Source organism: Chlamydia sp. 17-3921, from assembly GCF_902705545.1.
GTDB lineage: Bacteria > Chlamydiota > Chlamydiia > Chlamydiales > Chlamydiaceae > Chlamydia.
Genome location: NZ_CACSHH010000002.1, coordinates 23,437 through 44,873 on the forward strand (window position 1 = coordinate 23,437; position 21,437 = coordinate 44,873).

Here is a 21,437-nt window from a genome sequence, read left to right on the forward strand (position 1 = left end):
AACAAGTCTTCAACATTTACTCAACTGTTACAGACTTTGCTAAATTTCTAGGATAATCTATCTCGGTCCCTTTGTCCAGAGCCATGGCATAAGCCATCACTTGCCCCGCAATTGAATATAAAATTGGAGCAACCAAATTATGGCTTTCAGGAATATAGATTTGTTTATCTGATACTGCGGCAATATCTTTATTTTTTTCAGAAGCAACTGCAATTACATGGGCGCAACGAGCCTTGACTTCCATGATATTTCCAACCATCTTCTCATAAACGATAGAATCACCACAAAAAACAATTACCAGAGAACCTGGATGAATCAAAGCTATTGGACCATGCTTCATTTCTCCTGCAGGATAAGCATTTGCTTCGACATAAGCGATTTCCTTAAGCTTTAGTGCAGCTTCCATAACGACAGGATACATAAATCGCCTTCCTAAGAAGAGAAATTTCTCCTCCTTATGATAAGCATGAGCCCAAGAAAACAAGAGATCATTATCAAGAAGCTGTCGACATAAATGAGGAAGATCCTTCAATCCTTGAATATAACTTTGCTGCTCTTCAAAAGATAATCTTCCACGAGAAGAGGCTAATTTTAACCCCACAAACATGAGGAGCAAGAGCTGAGAAGTAAAAGCTTTTGTTGATGCGACACCAACTTCCATCCCTGCTTCTAAAAAAAGACAATAGTCTACGCCACTTGCTAATGCTGATTCAGGAACATTACATATTCCTAAGATAGATGCGACACCTCTTTGTCGTAGTTCTTTCAGAGCTGCAAGAGTGTCTGCAGTTTCTCCAGATTGACTAATTAAAATAGCTAAAGTTTTTTTACCAATGTACGGATGACGATAACGAAACTCTGAGGCAATTTCTACATGAACAGGAAGAGGAACTATCGATTCTATGATGTATTTTGCCAAATATCCTGCGTGATAAGAAGAACCACAAGCAACTATGGAAATAGTATCGAAATCTTCTATATTCAACTCTGATAAAAAATGAGGCAGAAGTCCTCCTCCCTGAGGAGCGAGATACTTATGAATCAAGTGATCTAATACATCTGGCTGCTCATAAATTTCTTTGAGCATGTAATAACTATAACCCTGCTTATCTACAGGATCTTCACTGTAAGAGACTTGACGAATTTCTTTAGTAATTTTCTTTAGTTTGAAATTGTAAATTTCTATAGGAATGCCTTTCTGAATAAAAGCGATCTCTCCTGATGCTAAAGATTGTATATTTTTTGTATGTTTACAAAATGCTCGAGAATCAGAAGCTATGAATGTTTCTTGATTCTCTCCTAAACCTAAAATCAAGGGGCTATCTTGTGATGCACAGAGTATTGTATCTGGGAAATTCTTGTGTATTAAAGCACAAGCAATACTTCCTCGCAGTTGTGATAATGTCCAAGAAAAACTATGAAGAAGATCCTTACAAGATTGATAGCGCCAAGAAAATAGCTGAACGACAACTTCTGAATCTGTTTCTGAAGTAAAGCAAACCCCTTGTGCTTCTAATAAAGCTTTCAACTCTTTAAAGTTTTCAACAATCCCGTTATGAACTATTGCACAAGAGTTTTGTTCATCAATATGGGGATGAGCGTTTGCTACAGTCGAGGCTCCATGAGTAGCCCATCGAGTATGACCAATTGCTAGTGACGCAGAAATTTCCTCATTGTATAAAGAACTTGCTAATTCAGAAACACGACCAACAGTTTTCTTTACAAATAATTCCTGTTGTTCAATGCAAGCTACACCAGCAGAATCATAACCACGATATTCTAAACGAGCTAAGCCTTCTAAAATAAGAGGAAGAGCTTTCTTGGAACCCAGATACCCAAATATTCCGCACATAGTTTACCTTATTCAATAGCTCCAGAGCCCAATTCTAGGTTAACAATATCTACTAGCATTTTGGCAAGACAGTCTACCTGATGCTTTTTTGATCCCTCAACCATAACTCTGCATATATTTTCGGTTCCAGAATATCTTAATAATATACGTCCTGAAGAGCCTAAAGTACTCTGAATATCTCTTAAGGCCTCTTGTATCGAAGGAAGCTCTTCTAAAGGTACTTTTTTTCGAACGGAAACATTGATTAAAGTTTGAGGACTTTTTACAATAGCCGAAGTGAGGTCTGATAATGTAGACTCACTTTCGATCATAATCCGTAATACCTGTAAAGCAGAGACTATACCATCGCCTGTCGTGTTATAATCCAAAAAGATCATGTGACCACTTTGTTCTCCCCCTAAAGAAGCTTCATTTTCTAGCATACTTTGCAATACATGCCGATCTCCAACAGGAGAGACAAGAACATCTATGCCTTGACTTTCTAAATGTTTTAGCACACCAAAATTTGTCATAACAGTTGCTACAACACGATTACGACGTAAAAGTCCTTTTTTCTTAAGGTCATTAGCACAAATACTTAAAATCATATCTCCATCAACAATATGTCCTTTCTCATCTACCATGATGATCCGATCTCCATCTCCATCTAAAGCTATTCCGATATGCGCTTGGTACTCTATAACAGCTTTTTGAATTACTACAGGGAAAAGTGCTCCACAATTCTCATTAATATTCACTCCAGAAGGTTCACAGCCATAACAAATTACTTCAGCATCTAATTCTTCGAAAACAGAAGGGGCAACTTTATATGCGGCTCCATGAGCACAATCTAAAACGATTCTTAATCCCTTTAAAGTTCTTCCTTTTGGAAAAGTTGCTTTGGCGAATTCTATGTAACGTCCCAAAGCATCAACAACACGTTTATTTTTACCTACGGCGTGATCTTCTGGAAGCAGTCCAAATTGAGCTTCACTAACCATCTCTTCTATGCGAGTTTCAACTACTTCAGAAATTTTAAAACCTTCAGAAGAAAAAATTTTAATTCCATTATCCCAATAAGGATTATGAGACGCAGAGATCATAATTCCAGCATCCGCTCGGTAAGCTCGAGTAATAAACGCTACACCAGGAGTTGGAATTGGTCCCAGAACAAGAGTTTCTACTCCCATAGAGGTTAATCCAGCTATTAACGCGCTCTCAAACATATATCCTGAAAGTCGAGTGTCCTTACCGATAACAACACGATGTTTCCCAGATCTACCTTCCAATAAAACTCTAGCTACAGCTTTTCCTAGCAAGGCCGTAGTTTCTACCGTCATAGGCTCAAAATTTGCACGCCCACGCACACCATCTGTACCAAAAAGTTGCTTTATTTCTTGGGCCATGTTCATCCTCTATTCTTCTGAAATTCTCTGTGTGTTTATATAAAGGGTTAGATAAATAATAAAAGAAAATACACATTCTTAGTACAAGGTCTTACTTTGGAGTTCTTTTCTCTTGAAAACTTTTAGATTTTTGTTATGTTCAGGCCTGAGAAAAGAAAGCCCTTTCCATCCTTAAATCTTTTTTCTTCCAAGACTTTTAACCTTTAATAACTATAATAAATGTTCTGTAAAAATAACATCCTCTTCGGTAGAGACCCGGACTTGTTTAAAAAAAAATCTAAATCCTCACTCACTCCGACTATTTATTCAGCTTCAGATCATAGTATCCAACTTAGCAATTTTTCTCCCCAAGCACTGTCTGTAATAAAAACTCTACGCAAAGCAGGTTACGCAGCTTATATAGTTGGGGGCTGCATTCGAGATCTTCTTCTTAACACTACACCCAAAGATTTTGATATTTCTACATCTGCAAAGCCAGAGGAGATTAAAGCTCTTTTTAAAAATTGCATTCTTGTTGGGAAGCGTTTTCGTCTAGCCCATATTAGATTTGCGAATCAAATTATAGAAGTTTCTACATTTCGAACAGGGAACACTGAAGCAGATTCTCTTATCACTAAAGATAATCTTTGGGGAACTCCAGAAGAAGATGTTTTGAGAAGAGATTTTACTATTAATGGTTTATTCTATGATCCTGCTGAAGAAGAAATCATAGATTACACTGGAGGCGTGGATGATTTGCGCAATCATTTTTTAAGAACTATCGGAGATCCTACAGTTCGTTTTAAACAAGATCCTGTGCGTATGCTTAGACTATTAAAGATTCTTGCTCGCTTTCCATTCATTGTAGAACAACAAACACAAGAAGCTTTAATTGCCTGTCGTTACGAATTAACAAAAAGTTCTCAAGCTCGAGTTTTTGAGGAGCTTATTAAGATGCTCAATTCTGGGGTTTCTGCTTCTTTTGTCCGTTTACTAAGAGCCAATCACTTACTTGAAATACTTTTTCCTTACATGGATAAAGTATTTCACCTTAACCAAACTTTAAAAGAGCAAACTTATGCTTATCTCGAGGCCTTAGATCATAAAATTCAAAAAAAAGAGAGGATCTATGATCGACATCAACTGCTTGCAGTATTTTTATTTCCCATTGTGCATTTCAATGTACGCTACAAGTGCAGTAAACACTTAGGTTTGTCGTTAGCAGCAATTTTTGAATATATTAAAAACTTTTTAGAGAATTTTTTTGCAGATTCATTTACGAGTTGTTCGAAAAAAAATTTTATCCTTACAGCTCTTATTCTTCAGATGCAGTACCGTCTTACTCCGCTAACGCTAACAAAAAAAATATATTTTTTCAATCGCAAGCTCTTGCATCACGTACGCTTTTTAGAAGCTATTTCCCTATTAGAAATTCGTAGTTTAGTTTATCCAAAACTTACTAAAATATATGCTGCTTGGATGCATCATCACCAAGTACATCGTAAAAAGGAATCCCGTTCCTAAATTAATCATAGTAAAAATGCTGCCTCAAAACCTTATACACACTCTGTATCCTTTAGGCTTAGTTGCAAATTTCTTTTTTGGAACAGCATTCATCTTACAATGGTGGAAAAACAAGCTCTATAAAAATTCTTTTATTCCAAAGATTTTCTGGAAGCTCTCTTCCGTCGGTGCCGTGATGATGATTTTTCACGGGTTTATTCAAAACCAATATCCTATAGCCCTGCTTCACGCCATCAATTTAGTTATTTATTTTAGAAATTTGAATATTGTATCTTCTCACGCAATTTCCTTTCAAAAAACCTTAACAATAATCATAACGTCTCCAATACTAGTTCTACTATTTTTTCTTATTTCTTCGTATTTAGACCCCACTACACAATGGATGGCGTCTCCAGACGTTCTTTGCCTCGACTATTCTCCTATAAGCATATATTGGCATCTTTTAGGAAATTTTGGCCTTTTTGTCTTTTCAGCACGATTTCTATTCCAATGGTATCATATAGAGCAAGGTCATCCTTCTGAAATTCCTGAAATCTTTTGGCAAATGAGCCTTTTAGGAAGTCTACTATCCCTTACTTACTTCATTCGTTTAGGAGACCCTGTAAATGTTTTAAGTTATGGTTGTGGATTATTTCCCCCTTTAGCGAACCTTTATCTTCTTTACAGAAATCGATACTTAAAGCCCTACTCCTCAAATCATTATTTTCTTTCTTCTGGAGAACCTAGTGGGGACATTCTCGGGAGTAATTTCATGCAGGCACTAACGTCTCTTGATTCCTCCATAACCTATTCAGGTATTGGTGGACCTCTGATGCGAGCTCAAGGATTAGTTCCTCTTATAAAAAGTGAAGAGTTTCACGTCTCTGGATTTATTGAAATTTTTTTAGCTTTTTTTTCTTTATTTAGAAACTACCGAAAAACTTTAAAAGCTATTCTTAAGGAGAAACCTGGAACTGTTGTTTGTATAGATTTTCAAGACTTTCACGCTGTTCTTATTCGTAGTCTTAGAAAAAAAGGTTATAAAGGAAAAATTTTTCAATATGTTTGCCCAACCATTTGGGCATGGAGACCTAAAAGAAAACAAGCTTTAGAAAAGTACCTTGATGCTCTTTTTGTAATTTTACCCTTTGAAAAGGAACTCTTTTCTGATTCTTCCTTAAAGACAGTATATTTAGGTCATCCTTTAGTTGATATAATAGAGAATCATCAACACAACCCTTCTTGGAAAAAAGAATTATCTCTATCTCATCGACCAATTATTGCAGCGTTTCCAGGAAGTCGTCGTGGGGACATTGAGAGAAATCTTAGAGTACAGGTACAAGCCTTTTTATTCTCATCACTAGCACAAACACACCAACTCTTGGTTTCTTCTTCAAATCCTAAAAATGATTTTATTATAAAAAAGATTCTTGAAGAAGAAAACTGCAGATATAGTGGTATTGTTCCTGCAACGTTACGCTACGAGCTTATGCAAGCTTGTGACTGTGCTTTAGCAAAATGCGGGACCATAGTTTTAGAAACTGCATTAAATAAAACTCCAACAATTGTGACATGCCGACTCCACTCTCTAGATACTTTAATAGCTAAACATATTTTTAAGATTTTTCCTCCAGCCTATTCTTTACCCAATATCATTATGAAATCTGTGGTTTTCCCTGAATTTATAGGTGGGAAGGAAGACTTCGATTATAAGGGAGTAGCAGCAGCACTAGAGATCCTTATGCAAGGTAATCATAGAGAGCAGCAAGTAGTAGCTTGTAGACAACTTTGCAATACAATGAAAACGGGTGTAATTTCTATTCAAGAGTTTCATAATTTGTTCTATAAAATTCCAGAACAACGATCCTTTTTTAAATCTTGCGTACAAACTAGCAATTAAATTATTTGGGTTTGTAATTCAATAAAATCTAAAGAACAAGAATAAATAAAACATAAATGCGTTATCATATTGATAAATACTTATTCTTTTCTTTAAAGTATTTGTCAAAACTTTATATTCTGTATTTTATGGCTATCATAGGGTGTTCTAATTCATCAAATCTACGACAATATGAAAAGAGACCCAACCAAATTTCTGAAGAAATTTCATGTGTGAAAGTTTGGATAAAAAAAACTAATTTTTTCAATCTTTACAATTCCTCTTCAAAAGTTTTTCAAAATATGTTTTGCGTTAAGGACACACCTTTTCGTAATAAATGTTTTCCAAAAACTTTAATTTTTATTGCAGCACTCATCACTGCTGTCATTCTCTATCTTTTGTTTTTGCCAATCCATCTTCTGCTTTTAGGGATCTCATGCTGCCGTGTTTGTGAACCAAGTAAAGATAAGAGAGTTCTTCTAACCCGTGCAGAAACTCCTTCACCCACTATAACGACATTAATAGGAGAAGAGCAACAACGGGTTAAAGAAATTAAAAATTTTATAAATGATCTTCTTACAGACTCTGAGGGAAGGCTTAGAAAGTTTAATATAAATATGAGCCCAAGTTCTCTTAGAAAATCTCCAACACTTTCGCCATTTCTAAAAGACTTAACAGAAACTGTAGTGGCAGCTTGTGATTATAAAAAACTCAAAGAAGCTTTAATAAAAGTTGATGCCTGGGATACCAACTGGTCAAATATTATGATACCCTATTTTGAATCTGTGCAAAGAGAAATAGGGCATCCTGATCAAGAAACTTTTCCAATCTTAATGCACTTTCTCCTTCGAGCTTTAAATGATCCTGCCATTTCAAAAAAAGAAAAACAACAATCAGCACTATTTATCAGTAGCTCTGCATACGCGTGCAAGCCAACTTGGGCAGAAGTCACATGCCGAGCACTTACAAAATTATATAGTAAGTCGGATCTTGGAGAAAATCAGCTGCTTATTTGGGTTCAGGAAGTAAAAGAAAAACTACTCTTAATGCTCCATGAAAATAGAGCTCAACTACAAGAATCTCGTTTTGAAACATTAAATCCTGCAGAAGGTCAATTTGGACCTGAAGAATGGCATATAATTAACGGCATGAAACGCTTGTATGGAGAAGAATTTGGACTCATGATTCATCATCTCCAACCCAACCTAATGAAACTAACCCTAAGACAGACGGTAAACGATCTTGAACAAGAACAGTACAACGAGCTTTGCCAAACATTTAAAATAACTTATCAAAATTATGGCATGCAACTCATTCAAGATGTTTTGCAAATATATCGCTCCGCAGAACCCTCAGTACAAACCTTAGTTCGTAATTATGCCTTATCTTTAGTTGAGGCAGTTCTATCCTTACCAGGAACTTCAGCAACTCACACAGAGATTTTTTTGGAATGCTTGTGCGACGAAGATACCTATGATCTTAATGAAAAAGGCATAGCTTACCTTTTATTTATATTAGAAATTATTCAGCTTCCAGAATAAGAAGTCTTTTTTAGTCATAGCACTAATAATTTTAATTTTAAATTAGCATAAACTAGTATCTTTTCCAATAAAACCTTAAATTTAGCTTTTATCTCTTTTAACCATACGTTTAAAAAAGCATTCTATTAATTAAAATTATAAAGGCTGTTCTTTTAACTCTAAAAACTTTTTGAATAATTAGAAAATTACTCGAATGCCAGCATTTATATCTAAAGTATTGATATGTTCTCGCCACTCATAATTTACTCCAAAGTGAGTGCTAAAATAAGAACTCCACTCTGTATCATTATTAAATTGTGCTCTTATAGCTTTAGGGGAAACATCTGCGCCCATTCCTTTCCAAGAGAATACTGCTTCTGGCAAGCTTATAACCGACTCTGGCTGTTGTCTATATACGTCAAAGATATAGGTAACACTCAATCCATTAACTTCGGAGTGAGATCCTCGAGAATAGTTTTGTTCTAAAGTCAGCCCAACAGGAATTGCAATATTTTCTAAGCGTCCTTGCTGAAAAATTCTTGCTTCATTCCCGATTTCTTTGACTTCAGGAAGATCTATACGAATGTATTCCACTTCAGCAAAAGGAACAAATGTAGAAACGATTGCAGAGATAAACTTACGAGGATTTACAATATAACGATAATCTACTCTCACATCGGCTAAAAACCCTTGAGAATTCCAGTTTGCTGAAGAGCTACCTAAACCTGCATAACGTGTTTTAAGGTCATTAGCAACTTGACCATAAACAAAAGATCCTTTGAATAGCCATGAACCAGAGAGAATACTTAAATAGCCAGAGCCAATATAACTAGAGGTATCACTTCGGGCATCATAAGACGTGCTACTTGTATAACCTAAACATTGAGAGAAGGATCCTCCAATTAAAAAATCTTCTATCAATTGTGTGTCCATCCCGACAATGTATCCACCGACACGATGAGTGAATCCATCAATTTTCGTTTCACTTGAACAATTTGCGAAAGTTCCGAAACCTGCGCCCCAAATATTTGTAGAGAAATCTAACTCCATTCTCTGTGTTGTCATATTATGAAATTGCTGTTGCAATTTGATGGCTCGAAGATCTTCTCCTACCCCCCATAAAGTATTTAATACAAGAGATCCTTGTTTTTCTGGGTTAAGATTATAACCTGTAGGTTCCCAATCAATAACAAGCTTACCTTCCTCAACTCTAGCTTCTGACCAAACTCCCGCATGTCCATAGGTTTCTGCAGACATTTCTGGTAAAGCAATATCCACTTTTATATTGGACAGAGAGGCTTCTGTAACAGGAGATACGACATCTTTTAATGATGTAGAAAATGCTATCAAAGAAATATTCTTAGGAGAACTTAGCAATGAATGATTTTCATAACCTAAACCTGTAGAATCAACTATTTTAAGACGCACATCTTGTAAACCTTCTACAGAATCCACTGGAACGACAACTTGAGGTGGAAGAAGTTCATCTTTTTCAAGAGATTCAGAAAACGAAGATATGTCTATAGACAAATTATTAAGATCTAAAAAAGCCAAGGGTTCTAATGCTACAGAAGAAGCAAAATCTTCTGAAGATTTTGGAAACCTCGAAGCTTCTTCCTTAGGTATAATTAAAGACTTAGTTTCCTCTTTACTTAAAAATTTATCATAAATTCGTAAAGTAGTTCCGGCTTCTAATAAAATCTCACTTCCAAGTTCTTGCTTCAATCCTCCTAGACATAGCTCAGCATTACCAGTTAAAGCAAGCGTTCCTCCTTGCAAAATAGCAGTTTGTGGAATTTTTGAAATTGCCTGAGAAAACAATATTGTCCCCTGATGATCTTTTTCTTTTGAGTTAAAGAACAAAGGATCATTCAAAGGATTTCCGTCAGACCCTTTTCGAATAACAAGATTTTCAAAAGTAATCCCATCTTTGAAAACTATACTTCTTCCAGAAGCAGCAGACAATTCACGAATTTTTGATCGTGTTCCTGCAAGATAAATTGCTTCAGAATCTCCATTAAAATTAATATTTCCTTGGAAAATAATATCTCCCTTAGAAGCCTGCAAAGACATGGAACCTCCTTCAGAAATTCTGACAGCAGCTCCTGTTGCAGCTCTATTATTATAAAAAGCTACCAAACCATTTTCTGAAACATTCAACTCTTTAGTATGAATAGCTCCACCACCATAGCGTTTATCTTTTTCAGAAATCGCTACAGTTGTACTGTTACCTGAGAAAATAATATTTCCAGAATTTCCCACAATGGAGACAACAGCATTACTATCTTCAACCTTTTCTCCAAAAGCATTTCCAGAAGTAGATTCTAAAGACCCAACAAGAATAGCTCCACCAAATGCTCCTGCTTGATTTCCTGAAAAAAGTAGATCTCCAGAATTATTTGTTATCTCTACGAAATTTTCTGCAAGAATAGCCCCACCACCACTATAGCGACCACTTAAGTCTGTCTGGCCTTCTTCAAGAAATTCAGAAACAGGATGGCCATAAGCAATATTATTCTTAAATTCTAGAAACCCTTGATTCCCTGTAATAGTAACAGAAGCTTTGGAAGAGGAAATTGCCCCCCCACCAAAACGTGTTCTATTATCTATAAAAGACACAGGACCCATGTTATTTTTAAGATCGACAGTACCTTCCAAAGCACAAATAGCTCCACCCAAAAAACTTGAACCATTAGAGGTGAATGCTAACTTTGAATTGCCTTCCAATTTGATACTTCGAGATAAAATAGCACCTCCACAATCTTTCACACCTGAAGTTATATTATCTGAAAAAGAAACAGAATTATTCTCTTGTAGAGACACTTCAAAAATTCCTAGAAGAGCTCCTCCTCCTACAACAGCACGATCGTTTGGAAGAGAAAGCTCAGCTCCTCCTCCAGAATTATAACCGAAACCTAAATGACCAGTATTATTCGTGATTTCGATTTTCTTAGCGAAAATTGCTCCTCCACCACGAATATCTTCTAGAACTTGATCAGGACTTAAAATTTTATCTTCGGTAGAAGCATTTCTTTGCAAAGCAGAATCTAGAGATGCTGTCTGAAGTTTAGAATCTATTTCTTTTTGATTTTGGCTTGAATCTAAGGTTTTAACCCCATCCTCTGTGGAAGAAGCCGGTAAAGGAACATTTGCAAGAGCTTGTCCTATATTTCTAATAAAGTTAATTGTACCAGAGTTTTCTGAAATTTTCGCTACATCCAGTGAAAAAATTGCTCCTCCACCTACATAAGTCCCTATTGCAGTAATATTTCCCCCCTGATTTTCAGAAAAAGAAATGTCTCCTAAATTTTCAGAAATAAGGACATTGGTCCCCCATAAAGCTCCTCCTCCAGTATAATTTCTTTCGCGAGCCATCGTTTTAACCGCTGAAGCACTTATATTCTTAGTGAAATACACAGAACCAACGTTATTACTTATCTCGATACAATCAGGCAAAGCAAGATTTGTAAGGTAAGACCCACAAAAAATAGCGCCTCCAGCACAATCTGCTTTATTTTCTTCAAATTGAAGAACACCCAAATTGTTTTTTATGCAAACATTCTGTTTTGTTCGAATAGCACCTCCATACTTATTCGCAGAATTATTCTTAAATAGAATATCCCCAGTAGTTTCAGAAAGCAGCATACTCTCACCAAGAATAGCTCCACCAGAAGCTTGAGCAGTATTGTCACAACATTGGATGTTTTGATTTCCTATAAAAGAAATAGAACCAAAAGAAAGTATAGCTCCACCACCTTCCATAGGTGTTAAATCTATATCAGAATTTACTAGGGATTTATTTTCGAGAAAAACTAGAGAGCCAGAATTATTTTGAAATACAATATCTTTTAGAGCAAAAATTGCTCCACCACTCCCAAAGGATTCACAACGACAAAAACTTGAACCTTCAGCTAGTGATTTAAATACAACATCTGCCTCAGAATATATTGTAGAACCAGATCTAAAAGATTTTATATTTTCAAAATTCATTTTAGAACTAGATTCTGAACCAGAAAAAATTAATCCCTGATAGGGCAAACCTTGTGAAGAACTTAAAGAATTCTTTCTTTCATAAAGAAACACCAAACCTTGACTTCGGCTATAATCAATGAAGTCCTCAAAAGAATGAGCCATAAAAGGCTCATTAGGTAACACAACTAAATCCGACCAAGAAAGAGGTGCGTCTATAGAATATATGGTAGTTTCATTAGTGACATGTTGTAACTTTGACAGAGAAACATAATCTAAGCCTAGTCCAGAAGCACCTTCTGTTAACTCTATAGTTGGAAGAGGAGTTTTATCAATAATTTCATCTGCAAAAACACACGAATTCTTTAACTGCCAACTCACCCCTCCAGCAATTAGTATCGCCATAACTACAGAATGAGAAAATGAAGTTTTTTGATACTTTCTAATTCTTTCTTTAACCATAGTCAACCAACCCTAGCGATACTTATAAAACTAATTTTGCAAAATATGTATCATTATCAATACGATCCCGTCAACAAAGAAAGGAATTACACAAAGACTAAGAAATTAAACTAGTTAAAATTCGGCTACAAACACGAGCCTGAACGAGATCAATAGATCCCAGAATACATTGAAATAAAGAAGAAGTCTTAGCTTTTCCATGACACTTAATAACAAGCTTAGAAAGGCCGCAAACTATAGAACCAGGGTAAATAACACCATTTAATTGCTGTTTTAAAATGGTCTCTATTTTATCACCTAAAATATGACGTAAGAAATCGAAGACTCCTTCTGCGGTTTTGAGAAATACATTTCCAGTAAATCCGTCTGTAACAACAACATCTACAGAACCATGAAAAACATCTCCACTCTCAATATTGCCAACAAAAGCATCTTGAAAAATCTCTCGAAGTAAACGAAACGTCTGCCGATGGGACTCTGTTCCTTTACGCTCTTCGGAGCCAATATTAAGAAGACCAACTTTGGGCTGTTCAACTCTTCCTAGGCATTGCCTATAAGCAATTCCCATGCGAGCAAAATTGATCATTTCCTCAGGTTTTACATTAACATTAGCGCCAACATCTAAAATCGCAGCTTTACCTTGCATTGTGGGAACGTGAACAAGCAAAGCTGGCCGAGATACAGTAGGAAAAACAGGAATTTTTGCTCGAGCTAAGGTAATCAATGCTCCAGTATTTCCAGACGAAATAAAAGCATCTAATTTATCTTCTCTTAAGTAATCAAGGCCCAAAGCCATAGAAGATGATTTTTTACGGACAGCCGCTAAAGGAGAATCTTCCATTGTCACGAAAGTTTCTGCAACAACAATTTCAAGATCTTCACGAAGAGACTCTTTTATAATTTCCTCATGCACTTCCCTTGAAAGAAAAGCGGTAAAAATATACGGCATGGAAGCATCTTGGGAATTAAGTACATCTATCAATACTTTCCAAACAGTAAGAGGAGTATGATCTCCTCCCATGAGATCTATACCAATCCGTACTTTCATAAACATGAAACTATTATTTCTTTTCTACTGATAGAACGGACTTTCCATCATAAAAACCACAGGAAGAGCAGATAGTATGAGGTAAAAATGCTTGTTTGCAATTACTGCATACAGCTGTATTTCTCGGTTTTTTAGCGTGATGACTTCTTCGAATATTTTTACGTGAATTACTATGTCGATTACGTGGTACTGCCATTTTTCTACCTTTATAAAAGCTTAAAGGGATTCTCTCCCTCTATTTTTCCCAAAAATTTTACAATAACTTTTCTTTCGGAACACTCTTGAAAACCGCTGCTCTCAAAAAGAAGTTCTTGACACACTAGTGATCTGTCATCAAGAACCTCGGATTCTTCATGGTGAATTAAATGATAAAGCTCTACCGGTTGTGCATCATAAAATTTGTACTACACACTGAACAACGCCCTCCAACAAAGCGTTAAGATTCAATAACATTTATCGGCTTCCATCCACTATTCCAAACTCCCTATTATTTCGATTGGTTAGCAGAAAAGCTTGTCTTCTCTCTCACAAATATACTAGGAATCTAGGTATAGCGAATCTCTTCTCTTTCTCCAGGAAACTTCAGACAACAAACATATAATTTTAAATTGTTAATCCGATCTACAAAATAACCTTTCGTCAAAACGCTACTACATTAGAAAAACAGCATAGCAAAGATAGAGATTATAGAAAACAAAGACATATTTAAATCTAATTGAGAAATAACATTAAAAAGTCTCACTATTTTTAATTTTCTTTTAAAAAACCCACCCTCTATTTCTGTAGAATTTTTTACCTAATTTTTATAGAATCTCTCACTAAACTTATTCACGAATAATGAAATAAGTTTCCTTTTCTGTAAAAACCGCTCCTCTTTCAATAGCGCGCTATACAGAAATGGACAGACATAAGGAAGATCATGGAAAACGACATCCTACTCAATATAGAATCTAAAGAAATTCGTTATGCACACTTGCAGAATGGTCAGCTTTTTGATCTCATTATTGAAAGAAAAAAAATCCGCCAATTAAAGGGAAATATTTATAGAGGTCGAGTAACAAATATTTTAAAAAACATTCAATCTGCTTTTATTAATATTGACGAAAGAGAGAACGGTTTCATCCATATTTCAGATATTTTAGAAAATTCTAAAAAATTTGAACAAATGTTCGATACAGATCCCGAAACACTTCCACAGCCATCATCAGAAGAAGCTCCTATTGAAAATCTTTTGGAACTTGATAGCCCTGTGCTTGTCCAAGTTGTTAAAGAGCCAATTGGAAGCAAGGGAGCTAGACTAACTTCTAATATTTCTATCCCTGGACGTTATCTAGTCCTATTACCAAACTCTCCCCACCGGGGTGTTTCTCGAAAAATCGAAGATGTTCAAATGAGAGAACATTTAAAACAACTGATACGCTCTTTTGAAATGCCTCAAGATATGGGGCTTATCTGTCGTACGGCAAGTACAACAGCATCTACAGAAGTTTTAATTAATGAGGCCCACGATTTACTGCTGATTTGGAAAAATATCTTAGAAAAATACCACTCTACAGACCAATCCTGCCTTCTATACGAAGAAACTGATATATTAAAAAAAGCTGTTATCACTTGTATAGATAAGAGCTATAAGCGCCTACTTATAGATGACTATGCAACATATCAAAAATGCAAACGTATGTTAAAAAAATATGCTCCAGATTCTTCCGTAAAAATAGAATATTATAGAGATTCTAATCCTATGTTTGAGCGGTTCAATCTTGAAAAAGAGATAGATAAGGCAACCAAAAGGAAAATCTGGCTTTCTAGTGGTGGCTATCTATTTTTTGATAAGACAGAAGCTATGCATACAGTTGACGTCAACTCAGGAAGGAGTACTCAAATAGAAAGTGGTGTTGAAGAAACTCTTGTGCAGATTAATTTAGAAGCTGCAGAAGAAATTGCTCGACAATTACGCCTTCGCAATATTGGAGGTCTGATTATCGTCGATTTTATCGACATGAAATCTAGAAAAAATCAACGTCGGGTTCTAGAGCGATTGAAAGAGCACATGAAATACGACGCTGCACGTTGTACAATTTTAAGTATGAGCGAATTCAGCTTAGTAGAAATGACAAGGCAAAGAAATCGAGAATCTCTAATGCAAACACTGTTTACAACGTGTCCATATTGTAACGGTAATGCAACAATAAAAACACCAGAAAGCATAGTCATAGAAATTGAAAGAAGCCTAAAAAAAGCTATAAGTCATAAAGAACACTTAAATCTTTGTTTAGTTGTACATCCAGAAATTGCTAGCTATATGCAACAAGAAGGAAGCGATGAAGAGCTTTTTTCTTTAGCCAAACATTTGAAAGCCAAACTTCAAATCTCAACAGCAGATACTTTGCACCTAAATCATTACCAATTTTTATCACTGATTACAGGTGAAAGTATAGACTTATAAGGTAGTCATGCTCTTTTCGACCTATTTACAACAAGCCATAAGAAATTACTGTCTTCCAGAACCTCTGCATCAAAAATTTTCTATATTTTATCACAATTACGTTGAAGCAGCTTTGAAAAAAAGCTCACAAGAAGTAGCTGAAGCCCTTTGTCTTCAATGGCTAAAGATTGTCATAGAAGACCTGAAAAACCCTTTCATTTTCCTACCATATCATAAGAAAATTCGCTCTCCCATTGATCTTTTTCATTTTGGCATCGAATTTTTCTCCGTTCTCATAGACGATGAAAATTCTCGAGTTGTCAATATAGAACAACTTGATTCTATTCAACAATATATATCTCGTGGAGACAACGTCATTTTATTAGCAAACCATCAAACAGAGTGTGATCCACAATTGATGTACTACTCGTTAGGGAAAAAGTATCCAAAGTTAATTGAAAACATGATTTTTATTGCTGGAGATCGAGTAACTTCAGATCCTTTAGCTCGTCCTTTCAGTATGGGTTGCGACTTATTATGTATCTATTCTAAACGCCATATTGACTCTCCTCCTGAACAACGAAAGGAGAAACTACATCACAATCAAAAAAGTATGAGAACCTTAAAAACACTTTTACATGAAGGAGGAAAGTTCATATATGTAGCTCCTGCTGGAGGACGAGATAGAAAAAACCAATTTGGAGAACTTTATCCTGCAGAATTTCATCCAGACAGTATTGAAATGTTCCGACTTCTAGCTAAGTCCTCAAGAAAACCTACACATTTTTATCCCTTTGCATTAAAAACATACGATATTCTTCCTCCACCTCCAACTATAGAAAAATCTGTAGGAGAATATCGAGCGATTTTCTTTGCTCCCATACTTTTCAACTTTGGTTCAGAAATTGTATTAGATCAGTTATGCTCTTCAGAAGAACTTGAGAATCAAGATAAATTTGCTCAAAGAAGCTTGCGAGCTAATAAAATTTTCTCAATTGTAAAGCAGTTATATGAGGATTTGTAAAATGCTAAAGCAAAAATCTTATGCTTTTTTACTCTGCTTGTCTCTACTAATTACATCTTGTAAGCAACAACATCAAATTATCTCTGACCAATGTCCTTTACAAATACTTACTACAGCAATTGCAAATCAGAAAATTGCTAAAGTGATTTGTAGTAATGGTTTGCCTTTACTTATTGTTTCTGCACCAAACCAGCCTACATCAGGAGCAGCTTTACTCGTAAAAACAGGAAGCAATGCAGATCCCGTAGAATATCCAGGAATGGCACACTTTACAGAACACTGTGTCTTCTTAGGAAATAAAAAATATCCTAGCGTTTCAAGTTTTTCACATATATTAAGTAACCATAATGGGACTCGTAATGCTTTTACAACACCAGCAACAACAACTTATCTTTTTTCTATAGAACGCTCAGCATTTGCCGAAGCTATTGATCAGTTTGTTCATCTTTTTATTCATCCTCTATTCCGTCAAGAAGATCTTGATAGAGAGAAACACGCAGTACATCAAGAATTTACTGCACATCCTCAATCAGATGGAAGACGAATTCATCGCATCCAACAACTAATTTCTCCAATAGGGCATCCAATTCATCGTTTTAGTTGTGGAAATATTTCTACTTTATCTTCAATAACTTCAGAAAAAATGGCAGAATGGTTTGGCAAGCACTATTCACCAGAAAATATGTGCGCTATAGCATATACTTCCGACCCTCTTCCAAAAGCTATAAAATCTCTATCTAAAGTCTTTTCACAGATCCCTGTATTAAAGACTTATGAAAAACAAAAATACTTTCTTCCTTCAGAAGATATATCTTCACCAAAGCAAATTTTCATAAATAAAGCGATACAACCAATTTCTTGCTTAGAAATCTACTGGCACCTTTACCACCCTTTATCAGAAATTTCTCAGGGATGTTATGCAGCTTTATCACGAATACTTAAACATGAAGGAACAAATAGCCTTGCTTCAATGCTAAAAGAAAAACAATTAATCACAAAAATTGATGTTGATCTAGGAAAAAGCTCTTTAAATACAAAAGACTTCTATATCTACTACGAACTCACTCAAAAAGGAGAAGAGAATTATTCTCAAATACTTCAATATACATTCCAATATCTCCAAAAAATTCAGCAACAAAAAATTCCGAGTTACTGTGCTCAAGAGCTTTCTACCATTAATGCTTTAGAATACAGTTATTCTTCAAAAACGGAATTGTTTGGTTTACTTACGGAACAAATCTTAGAACTTGCCAATGAAGATTTAGCAACTTATCCCCATCGCACTTTAATTTATCCTGAGTATACGCAAAAACAAGAGGCAGATCTTTTAAAAATTATCGCAAATCCTGAGCAAGCGCGCTATGTTATCTCAATAAAAAACCCTGAAAATTGGACGAATATTAAAGAGCATTACGATGATATTTTTGACATGACATACTATTCTAAATCTTTAGAGAAAGAGCTTCTGTTATGTAGAACAGCGTCATCAGAAGATACCATGAAACTTCCTGAACCTAATATCTTCCTTCCCAAAGATATTATTATACCAACATCAATAATATCCTCAGAAAAGACTCTTTTTCCCTTCACTCCAATTTTAAAGCACAAAGATGATAAGCTAACCTTTTACTATTGTGAAGATCATTACTATACAGCACCAAAAATTGCGACACATCTTCGCATTCGTACTCCTCAAATTTCAAGAAAAGAACCACAAACTTTAGTAAACACAGAGCTGTACTGTTTAGCTTTAAACGAAAAACTTCTTGAACTCTACCATCCAGCGACATTAGCTGGACTTTCTTTTGTTTCTTTATTAGGTGGTGAAGGCATAGATCTAAAAATTACAGGCTATACAGCAACAGCACCAATTCTTCTTAAATCTATTTTAGAATCTATATCTCAAGTATCTATTAGTGAAGCCAAGTTTGATATATATAAACAACGACTCTTAGAAGATTATGAAAAAGCTCTTCGAGCTTGTCCCATACGTGCAGGTCTTGATGAATTATTTTCTCAAACTATTGAGAATGTATATTCTCATACAAAAAAACGAACTCTTCTCCAAAATCTTTCTTTTGAACAATTTCAAAATTTTTCTTCGAGATTATTCGAACAAATCTATTTAGAAGTTATGTTGCTAGGGCATCTTTCACACTCCCAACAACAAGACTATATAGCCATTTTTCAAGATTTTACCACTACTATCCCTGCATACAATGCGCAACCTTTCTACTATCAACTACAAAAAGAAGTTCCTACTTTTATTCAATATAACTATCCCTTAACAACAAATGGTATGCTGTTATTACTTCAAGACACAAGCTCTCCCTCTTTTCAAGGTCTTGTTGCTACAGAAATGTTATTCGAATGGTTACATCATATTACTTTTGAGGAGTTGAGAACGCAACAACAGTTGGGCTATATGGTTGGAGCCCGATATCGAGAATTAGCCTCAAGACCTTTTGGCTTCTTTTATATCCGCTCTGACGCCTATTCCCCAGAAGATCTTATTATCAAAACACAAGAATTCATAAGTAATGTTGTACAAAAACCAGAAATGTTTGGAATGTCTCCAGAATATTTCCAAAATTTGAAAATAGCTTATATTAATAAGATTCGTGAACCAGAAAATTCTTTTGAAATCACTAATACTATCTTGTTTTCTTTAGCATTTGAAAAACCTCATGAACAATTTTCATCTCTAAACCAAAAGATAGCCATCGCCGAGGCAATGAATTATAAAGAATTTTTAGTCTATTCCCAAGCCTTTTTGACAGAACAATTAGGACAAAAAATTCCTGTTTATATCCAGGGGAAATCTGCTACCTAAAAAAACAGTAAAGAAATTCTGGAATATCTTTAAAAATCCAAAAGACTATCAAAGAAATAAAAGAAGGGCCTAAAGCTGCTAAAAATAATTTTCCTTGAGATATAGAAGAATCTCGAAACGCAGGCCTTAATAAAAGATATCCAATAATATTTGGCATATTAGCAAGCAGGGTTAAGCCACCAGCAGCCATACAGCCTGTGATTACCAGGTAAAGATAACAATCTGTTGCTACAGGTAAATTATGCACAAGATAGTTCACCAAAGCGTTATCTAGGAAAATAGATAACATATAGGACGATATCATATAGCCGAAATCAGACATTCCGTGCATGATGCCTAAAACCCACCATTCCTGAAGGTCTCCGAAAATCACCATTCCAGCATAAAATAACCCTACTAAACAAGCTTTAGGAATATTTAATGGGGATTGATAAAAAATGGTGAATCTCTGAAATCCTATATAAAATAATAAAATAGCCACTATGAATAAAGGGGTGTATCTGGACCAAACAACAATCCAAACTAAAATAATGTGGATACAAATAATCCACCAAGGAACACGCTCTCCTTTAAAATCGCGATTCAATACAGTTGTTGGAAATGTATCAAACTCTTTACGAAATATTAGATAACACACTGTAGTAGAAACTAAAATTGCGAGGGTAGCTTTCCAAGCAAAATATTGGAAAACAAATTTGTGTCCCCATTTCAAGGAAGGTAAGATTACAAACATTGCTCGAGAAGAAATCGAGCTCGAAAGACCTCCTATAGAGATATTTGAGAAAAGCAAGCCAAGCGTAGCGTAAGCAAAACGGGATGAAGGAGAAAAAGCGTAGAAATGCCTTACAAGTAAAGTCGCACCAATAATCATTGCTCCACTTTCTTTTAAGAGGAAGGTAAGCAAAGGTGTTGCTATCATTAAGGTCCACCACCAAGATTTCGGAGAAGTTTTTCCTATTCTTGCGATTGAAGAGAGAAGTCGTTCTGCAAAATATACAATAGGTCGAGACTCTAAGAGAAGAAAAATGACAACGATAAACATCGCTGAATTGTAATTACGACTATTAAAATAAGCCATAGTCACTCTATAGCCTTCGGTATACAAAAACCAGAAAAACAAGGGCACTGCCCAGAGTACAAAGACTATTTCTACCTTACTCACGAATCTATAGAGTTCAGAAAATAGCTGATGTCGTTTGCATAGTTTTGGGAATATCATTCTTTTGTGTTCAGAGCGTTGAAACAGGACATGTAACCACGGAGTTAAAAACATATGTATTGTGGAGCAGAAAAAGAGTACAGAGGCTCCTACTTTCAAAGTCAACGAGTAGGAAGGTAAAATCATAAAGACCTTTCAAAACGATATGCTAGTGATTAAGTAAAGAAATAAAGAGATCATTAGAAAAAGAAAAGTATCAAAATTTAATGTAATGAGAAACCTTCCTAATTCGTTGAACGAGAGTTCTCATACTTTCAGGAAAGAAATTGTAAAAAATTTTTTATTTCTATAAGTAAGAAAACAAGATGAGGGTTTGAATTATGTCACATAGAATTATAC

12 protein-coding genes are annotated in these 21,437 nt (G+C 35.3%); 6 read left to right on the forward strand and 6 right to left on the reverse strand.

The window, feature by feature from the left end:
* Window positions 1–16: 16 nt before the first annotated feature.
* Together glmS and glmM are read right to left on the reverse strand one after the other, a co-directional pair.
* Window positions 17–1,852, reverse strand: coding sequence for a glutamine--fructose-6-phosphate transaminase (isomerizing) (gene glmS / locus JMS40_RS00300; protein WP_201456290.1), 1,836 nt, complete (start codon window positions 1,850–1,852; stop codon window positions 17–19).
* An 8-nt stretch (window positions 1,853–1,860) separates the two neighbouring features.
* Window positions 1,861–3,237, reverse strand: a complete 1,377-nt coding sequence (glmM, locus tag JMS40_RS00305; RefSeq protein WP_201456291.1) for a phosphoglucosamine mutase — start codon at window positions 3,235–3,237, stop codon at window positions 1,861–1,863.
* 219 nt (window positions 3,238–3,456) lie between these two features.
* Between glmM and pcnB the strand changes: the two genes are divergently transcribed.
* The 3 genes from pcnB to JMS40_RS00320 all read left to right on the forward strand — a co-directional run bounded on the left by pcnB (window position 3,457) and on the right by JMS40_RS00320 (window position 8,139).
* On the forward strand, window positions 3,457–4,740 hold the full coding sequence (pcnB, locus tag JMS40_RS00310) for a polynucleotide adenylyltransferase PcnB (protein WP_201456292.1): 1,284 nt from the start codon (window positions 3,457–3,459) through the stop codon (window positions 4,738–4,740).
* A gap of 16 nt (window positions 4,741–4,756) precedes the next feature.
* The gene (locus tag JMS40_RS00315) at window positions 4,757–6,619 is read left to right on the forward strand and encodes a lipid-A-disaccharide synthase N-terminal domain-containing protein (protein ID WP_201456304.1); all 1,863 of its coding nucleotides are present in this window, start codon (window positions 4,757–4,759) and stop codon (window positions 6,617–6,619) included.
* 212 nt (window positions 6,620–6,831) lie between these two features.
* Complete coding sequence (locus tag JMS40_RS00320) at window positions 6,832–8,139, forward strand: DUF1548 domain-containing protein (protein ID WP_201457107.1); 1,308 nt, start codon at window positions 6,832–6,834, stop codon at window positions 8,137–8,139.
* 177 nt (window positions 8,140–8,316) lie between these two features.
* Here JMS40_RS00320 and JMS40_RS00325 read toward each other — a convergent pair whose 3' ends face one another.
* The 3 genes from JMS40_RS00325 to rpmF all read right to left on the reverse strand — a co-directional run bounded on the left by JMS40_RS00325 (window position 8,317) and on the right by rpmF (window position 13,793).
* The gene (locus tag JMS40_RS00325) at window positions 8,317–12,549 is read right to left on the reverse strand and encodes an autotransporter domain-containing protein (protein WP_201456294.1); all 4,233 of its coding nucleotides are present in this window, start codon (window positions 12,547–12,549) and stop codon (window positions 8,317–8,319) included.
* Window positions 12,550–12,646: 97 nt separating this feature from the next.
* Window positions 12,647–13,597: a phosphate acyltransferase PlsX gene (plsX, locus tag JMS40_RS00330; protein ID WP_201456295.1), complete on the reverse strand. Its 951-nt coding sequence runs from the start codon at window positions 13,595–13,597 to the stop codon at window positions 12,647–12,649.
* 13 nt (window positions 13,598–13,610) lie between these two features.
* Window positions 13,611–13,793, reverse strand: coding sequence for a 50S ribosomal protein L32 (gene rpmF, locus JMS40_RS00335; protein ID WP_201456296.1), 183 nt, complete (start codon window positions 13,791–13,793; stop codon window positions 13,611–13,613).
* A 723-nt stretch (window positions 13,794–14,516) separates the two neighbouring features.
* On the opposite strand from rpmF, the gene JMS40_RS00340 reads away from it, so the two are divergent.
* The 3 genes from JMS40_RS00340 to JMS40_RS00350 are packed head-to-tail and all read left to right on the forward strand — an operon-like array spanning window position 14,517 to window position 19,879.
* On the forward strand, window positions 14,517–16,043 hold the full coding sequence (locus JMS40_RS00340; protein WP_201456297.1) for an Rne/Rng family ribonuclease: 1,527 nt from the start codon (window positions 14,517–14,519) through the stop codon (window positions 16,041–16,043).
* 7 nt (window positions 16,044–16,050) lie between these two features.
* Window positions 16,051–17,046 (forward strand): 1-acyl-sn-glycerol-3-phosphate acyltransferase, encoded by a 996-nt coding sequence (locus JMS40_RS00345; RefSeq protein WP_201456298.1) that lies wholly within the window; start codon window positions 16,051–16,053, stop codon window positions 17,044–17,046.
* A 1-nt stretch (window position 17,047) separates the two neighbouring features.
* A complete protein-coding gene (locus JMS40_RS00350) occupies window positions 17,048–19,879 on the forward strand; it encodes an insulinase family protein (protein ID WP_201456299.1) in 2,832 nt (943 codons plus the stop codon).
* Here the strand turns inward: JMS40_RS00350 and JMS40_RS00355 are convergent.
* Window positions 19,872–21,224, reverse strand: coding sequence for a putative Na+/H+ antiporter (locus JMS40_RS00355; protein WP_201456300.1), 1,353 nt, complete (start codon window positions 21,222–21,224; stop codon window positions 19,872–19,874). The two genes, JMS40_RS00350 and JMS40_RS00355, sit on opposite strands and share 8 nt — an antisense overlap.
* Window positions 21,225–21,437: the final 213 nt, after the last annotated feature.

Excerpts from the sequence above, each read along its gene's own strand:
- glmS (WP_201456290.1), bottom strand. The coding sequence starts at position 1,852 with ATGTGCGGAATATTTGGGTATCTGGGTTCCAAGAAAGCTCTTCCTCTT.
- glmM (WP_201456291.1), bottom strand. The coding sequence starts at position 3,237 with ATGGCCCAAGAAATAAAGCAACTTTTTGGTACAGATGGTGTGCGTGGG.
- pcnB (WP_201456292.1), top strand. The coding sequence starts at position 3,457 with ATGTTCTGTAAAAATAACATCCTCTTCGGTAGAGACCCGGACTTGTTT.
- JMS40_RS00315 (WP_201456304.1), top strand. The coding sequence starts at position 4,757 with ATGCTGCCTCAAAACCTTATACACACTCTGTATCCTTTAGGCTTAGTT.
- JMS40_RS00325 (WP_201456294.1), bottom strand. The coding sequence starts at position 12,549 with ATGGTTAAAGAAAGAATTAGAAAGTATCAAAAAACTTCATTTTCTCAT.
- plsX (WP_201456295.1), bottom strand. The coding sequence starts at position 13,597 with ATGAAAGTACGGATTGGTATAGATCTCATGGGAGGAGATCATACTCCT.
- rpmF (WP_201456296.1), bottom strand. The coding sequence starts at position 13,793 with ATGGCAGTACCACGTAATCGACATAGTAATTCACGTAAAAATATTCGA.
- JMS40_RS00340 (WP_201456297.1), top strand. The coding sequence starts at position 14,517 with ATGGAAAACGACATCCTACTCAATATAGAATCTAAAGAAATTCGTTAT.
- JMS40_RS00345 (WP_201456298.1), top strand. The coding sequence starts at position 16,051 with ATGCTCTTTTCGACCTATTTACAACAAGCCATAAGAAATTACTGTCTT.
- JMS40_RS00350 (WP_201456299.1), top strand. The coding sequence starts at position 17,048 with ATGCTAAAGCAAAAATCTTATGCTTTTTTACTCTGCTTGTCTCTACTA.
- JMS40_RS00355 (WP_201456300.1), bottom strand. The coding sequence starts at position 21,224 with ATGATTTTACCTTCCTACTCGTTGACTTTGAAAGTAGGAGCCTCTGTA.